Source organism: Microbacterium sp. CPCC 204701 (assembly GCF_004010105.1).
Lineage (GTDB): Bacteria > Actinomycetota > Actinomycetes > Actinomycetales > Microbacteriaceae > Microbacterium.
In genome coordinates this window covers 1-4,764 of record NZ_RRYE01000242.1, presented here as the reverse complement: position 1 = coordinate 4,764, position 4,764 = coordinate 1, and the positions used below count along the sequence as shown (strand labels likewise).

Here is a 4,764-nt window from a genome sequence, read left to right as displayed (position 1 = left end):
CGCCGCACCCGCGGCCGACCGGGCCGCTGTGCTCGCCGACGCCGCGCGCGCCCTCGAGGCGCGACGGGGCGAGCTCATCGAGGTTGCGGCGTCGGAGGCCGGGAAGGTGTTCTCGGAGGCCGACGTCGAAGTGAGCGAGGCCGTCGACTTCGCGAACTACTACGCTGCGACGGCACGCGAACTCGACAGCGTGAGCGGTGCCGTGTTCGAGCCGGCCCGGCTCACGGTGGTCGCGCCGCCCTGGAACTTCCCCATCGCGATCCCATCGGGCGGCGTGCTGGCGGCGCTCGCCGCGGGATCAGGGGTCGTCTTCAAGCCGGCGCCGCAGGCGCGACGCTGCGCCGCCGTCATCGCCGAGGCCCTGTGGGACGCCGGCGTCCCGCGCGAGGTGCTCTCACTCGTCGACATCGACGAAGGCGGCCTCGGCGAGGCCCTCCTCACCCATCCGCACGTGGATCGCGTCATCCTCACCGGCTCATGGGAGACCGCCGCACTGTTCCGTTCGTGGCGTCCCGACCTCGACCTGCACGCCGAGACGAGCGGGAAGAACGCGATCGTCATCATGCCTTCGGCCGACCTCGACCTCGCCGTCGCCGACCTCGTCAAGAGCGCGTTCAGCCACGCCGGGCAGAAGTGCTCGGCGGCGTCGCTCGCGATTCTCGTCGGACCCGTCGGGCATTCGCGGCGTTTCGCCCGTCAGCTGGTGGATGCTGTGACCTCGCTGCGCGTCGGACCCCCCTCCGATCCGCTGTCGGAGGTCGGGCCGGTGATCGAGCCGCCGCGCGGCAAGCTCGAGTGGGCGCTCACCACGCTCGACCACGGCGAACGGTGGCTCGTCGAGCCGCGGCTCCTTCGACAGGCTCAGGGACCGGGGGACGCGGGTCGGGCTCCGAGGGACTGGCCGGAGTACGCGGGCCGACTCTGGACCCCCGGCGTCCGCACCGGCGTGCAGCCGGGCTCGCGCTTCCACCGCGAGGAGTTCTTCGGGCCCGTGCTCGGCATCATGCACGCGTCGTCGCTGTCCCAGGCGATCGAGCTCCAGAACGGCGTCGACTACGGACTCACCGCCGGTCTGCACACGCAGAGCCCCGACGACCTCGCGCTGTGGCTCGAGCGCGTCGAGGCCGGGAACCTCTACGTCAACCGCGGCATCACCGGCGCGATCGTGCAGCGTCAGCCCTTCGGCGGCTGGAAGCGGTCGTCGGTCGGCGGCGGCGCGAAGGCCGGCGGCCCCAACTACCTCGTGGGGCTCGGGCGCTGGCGGGCCACGACCGGGGGCGTCGCCTCGACGTCGCTGCATCTGCGCGGGCTCGACTCGCGCATCACGGCGGTCATCGAGGCTGCGCAGCCGTCACTGGACTACGAGTCGTTCGAGTGGCTGCGCCGCGGCGCCCTGTCGGACGCCATCGCGTGGGACCGCGAGTTCGGCCGCGTCAAGGACGTCTCGCGCCTGGGCATCGAGCGCAACCTCTTCCGGTACCGCCCCGTGGCCTCGGTCGCGCTCCGCGCCACCTCCGACGCCACCTGGCCGTCGGTGCTCCGCGTCGTCGTCGCCGGGATCCGCGCGGGATCCGCCTCGTCGCTGAGTGCCCCCGTCGGGCTGCCGGCGGGCGTGCGCCGGGCTCTCGCGGACCAGGGGGTCGAGGTCTTCGTCGAGACGGACGAGCAGTGGATCGAGCGCATCACCCGGCCCGGCGACCCCGAGGATCCGCTGCTCGCCCAGGCCGAGGCATCCCGCACCCGTCCGTCGCGGGTGCGACTCATCGGGCCGCGCGAGAGCGTCGGAGCGCTGCGACGCTGGCTCTCGGCGGCCGTCGGCGGCGACCCCGACCTCGCGATCTACGACGGCGACGTGACGACCGCCGGGCGACTCGAGCTGCTGCCGTTCCTGCGCGAGCAGTCCGTCACGATCACCGCCCACCGATTCGGCCACCCCGACCCCTGGTCGGAGGACGCGATCTGAGGCCGCGGGCCGGGTGCGGCGGGTGATCCGGATGCCGTGCCCCGCGGCATCCGGATCATCCCAGCGGGTCTGCCCGCAGGTCTCTCACGTGGTAGAACTCCTGGTCCCAGAGGAGGTAGACCAGCCACGCCGGCAGGATGTACTCCGACTGGAGGTAGTCCTTCTGCGACGCGTGGATCTGCCAGCCCTCCATCTTCTTGCCGGTCTCGGCCGACATCGCGTACTCGGGATCGGGCTGGTTCTCGACGACGAGCCGCCCCTGCTCGCCGCCGAACATCTCGAGGGCCTTCGTCGGGCTGATCGTGTAGACGAGGTGGTCGGGACCCCGGTACGAGCCGCCCTCTTCGGCGAGCTGCGCGATGGCGAGCTCGGTCACGCGGCCCATCTCCATGTGGTCGAGGTGGCCGGTCGCCCCCGACTCCGGCCAGAAACCCACCACGACATCGGGCTTCACGCGCGTCATCGTGGCGACGAGCCGCTCGACCAGCTCGTCCTCGTCGGCCTCGGGCACCCCGCCGTCGGGGTAGTCCCACACCTCGTGCTCGTCGACGCCGAGGTTGAAGCTGTTCTTGAGCGCTTCGGCCTCGCGGACGATTCCGAGATCGTCCTTTCGAGCCACGACCGGAACCTGATGGCCTGCCTCCCCGCGCGTCGCGGTGACCATGGCGGTGTACGCGCCGTCCTGGCTCTTCGCGCGCCAGAACAGGCCGTTGACCGTCTGCTCGTCGTCCGGATGCGCGAAGACTCCCAGCACGCGTTCCCCTTCGAGTTCGCCGACGACCGAGTCGACGCCCTTCGCGGTCGGCATGTGGAAGAGGCTGCGACCGGCCCAGTACAGGCCGGCGAGCGCGACGACCAGGACGGCCGCGACGACGATGAGCGCGACCCAGCGTTTGCGCATGAGGACTCCGTGGTGCTCGTGGGCCAGAGCCGGCCCGGATTCCGCCCTCGGGTGGGCGGCGCCGTCGACGTCGACGGTCGAGGCATCCTAACCGGACGACGCCTCGCGGCCGATTTCCTCAGGGCGCGACCGTCGCGCGAGTGCCGGGATCCGTCGCAGACGCGGCCGGCATGGGGCGGATGCCTCGCACCAGCAGGTATCCGATCATCCAGAACTCGGCGACCGTCGCCGGAAGCGGCAGCCCGTCGACGAGCCAGGCGGGCGCGCCCGCCCAGCCGATGCCGACGACCGTGCCGGCCACGTATCCCGCGCCGCCGACGATGAGCAGCCAGCCCAGCAGTCGAGGCATCCGCGATGTGGAGAGGACGTAGGCGCCCATCGGGATCAGCCACAGCCCGAAGAAGAGGCCGCCCGCGGTCCAGAACGCCAGCGAGATCTGCAAGAGGAGCCCGACGCTGGCCGGGGCGCCCGCGTCGGCGGCGGAATCCTCGGCGACGCCGACCGCGGTGATCATCATCGCGGCGCTGCCGAGGATCGCCGCCGCATTCGCCATGCCGAACGTCGCGACGCCGAATGCGGCGGCGGGGCGGTCGTCGCGGAAGAGCGCGTAGAAGCCGAGCGCGGCCAGTGCCTGCGCGGCCACGACTCCGACCTCGAGCACGACCCACAGGTGAGCGAGGGCGGTGTGGGCCTCGAGCGCGGCGAGCGTCGCGGCGGGATCGCCCGCGATGTACAGCTGCGGGCGGATGACGAGGAATCCCGCCATCCCGAAGACGGCGAGCGCGAGGTACGCGGCACCGGTCCGGCGGGCGGTGCGAGTGAGGGTGTCCATGCGGAGGCTCCTTCGATGTGTAAAAGATTCTTGACATCGAACGCTACGGCGGGATATCGTCCGTGTCAAGAATCTTTTACTTGGGGAGGATGCCGTGGTCTACGAGGAACGCAACATCTGGTCGAGCCTGATCGTGACCGTCGTCGCGCTGGCCGTGTACGTGGTGGTCGTGCTGCAGCAGGCGGGCGACGGACCGCTCACCGAGGTCGACTGGCCGCCCATCATGCTGTGGACGATCGTCGGAAGCATCGGCGCGACGATCGTCGTCAGCATCCTGTGGGGGATGTTCGCGGGCATGCGGGATCCCGACGACGTCGGCAGATCCGACCAGCGCGATCGCGATATCGCCCACATGTCGACACGCGTCGGCCAGGCGTTCATGACCATCGCCGGACTCGGCGTGATCGTGCTGTGCGCCTTCGAGGCCGACTGGTTCTGGATCGCGAACGCGATGTTCTTCGGCTTCGCCGTCTCGTTCACCGTGGGCGCGATCGCGAGCGTCATCGCCTATCGCCGCGGGCTCGCGTGATGGTCAAGCCCACCAAGGTCACCAACTCCGTCCGCGCCGTCCGCGAGGCCGCCGGCATGACCCAGGCCGAGCTCGCCCGCCAGGTCGGCGTCACCCGCCAGACCCTCATCGCCATCGAGCAGGGCCGCTACTCGCCCACGCTCGAGCTCGCCTTCCAGATGGCCCGCGCCTTCGGCGTGGGTCTCGACGACCTCTTCGCCTACCCGGAGGACTGACATGAACACGCACGAGAACGACGCGGCGGTCGCGAAGACCGCGGTGCCCGCCACGATGACGGCCTGGCGGCAGCTGACATACGGCGGTCCGGATGCCGTCACGCAGGTCCGCATGGATGTGCCGCGGCCCGGGAGGGGAGAGGTGCTGCTGCGCGTGCGGGCGACCGCGCTCAACAGCGGCGACATCCACGTGATGCGCGGCGAACCCTGGGCGGTCCGGCTCGCGTTCGGGCTGCGACGCCCGCGCGTCGCGGTGCGCGGCATGGACGTCGCGGGCACGGTCGCGGCCGTCGGCGGCGAGGTCACCGGCTTCGCGGTCGGTGA

The 4,764-nt window shown here is 71.3% G+C and carries 6 protein-coding genes; 4 read left to right on the top strand and 2 right to left on the bottom strand.

Annotated elements, in window-relative coordinates:
* Positions 1-1,963, top strand: a 1,963-nt coding sequence (locus EIO58_RS12950) for an aldehyde dehydrogenase family protein (RefSeq protein WP_127819889.1), incomplete at its 5' end; no start/stop codon positions are given.
* Positions 1,964-2,018: 55 nt separating this feature from the next.
* Here the strand turns inward: EIO58_RS12950 and EIO58_RS12945 are convergent.
* Together EIO58_RS12945 and EIO58_RS12940 are read right to left on the bottom strand one after the other, a co-directional pair.
* Positions 2,019-2,864, bottom strand: coding sequence for a PIG-L deacetylase family protein (locus EIO58_RS12945; RefSeq protein WP_127819888.1), 846 nt, complete (start codon positions 2,862-2,864; stop codon positions 2,019-2,021).
* 118 nt (positions 2,865-2,982) lie between these two features.
* Positions 2,983-3,696 (bottom strand): DUF4386 domain-containing protein, encoded by a 714-nt coding sequence (locus EIO58_RS12940; protein ID WP_127819887.1) that lies wholly within the window; start codon positions 3,694-3,696, stop codon positions 2,983-2,985.
* 94 nt (positions 3,697-3,790) lie between these two features.
* Between EIO58_RS12940 and EIO58_RS12935 the strand changes: the two genes are divergently transcribed.
* The 3 genes from EIO58_RS12935 to EIO58_RS12925 all read left to right on the top strand — a co-directional run.
* A complete protein-coding gene (locus EIO58_RS12935) occupies positions 3,791-4,225 on the top strand; it encodes a hypothetical protein (RefSeq protein WP_127819886.1) in 435 nt (144 codons plus the stop codon).
* On the top strand, positions 4,225-4,440 hold the full coding sequence (locus tag EIO58_RS12930) for a helix-turn-helix transcriptional regulator (protein ID WP_127819885.1): 216 nt from the start codon (positions 4,225-4,227) through the stop codon (positions 4,438-4,440). Before EIO58_RS12935 ends, EIO58_RS12930 begins: the two co-directional genes overlap by 1 nt.
* Position 4,441: 1 nt before the next feature.
* Positions 4,442-4,764 (top strand): alcohol dehydrogenase catalytic domain-containing protein (locus tag EIO58_RS12925; protein WP_164861686.1); only part of this gene is annotated, 323 nt, incomplete at its 3' end.

Excerpts from the sequence above, each read along its gene's own strand:
- EIO58_RS12945 (WP_127819888.1), bottom strand. The coding sequence starts at position 2,864 with ATGCGCAAACGCTGGGTCGCGCTCATCGTCGTCGCGGCCGTCCTGGTC.
- EIO58_RS12940 (WP_127819887.1), bottom strand. The coding sequence starts at position 3,696 with ATGGACACCCTCACTCGCACCGCCCGCCGGACCGGTGCCGCGTACCTC.
- EIO58_RS12930 (WP_127819885.1), top strand. The coding sequence starts at position 4,225 with ATGGTCAAGCCCACCAAGGTCACCAACTCCGTCCGCGCCGTCCGCGAG.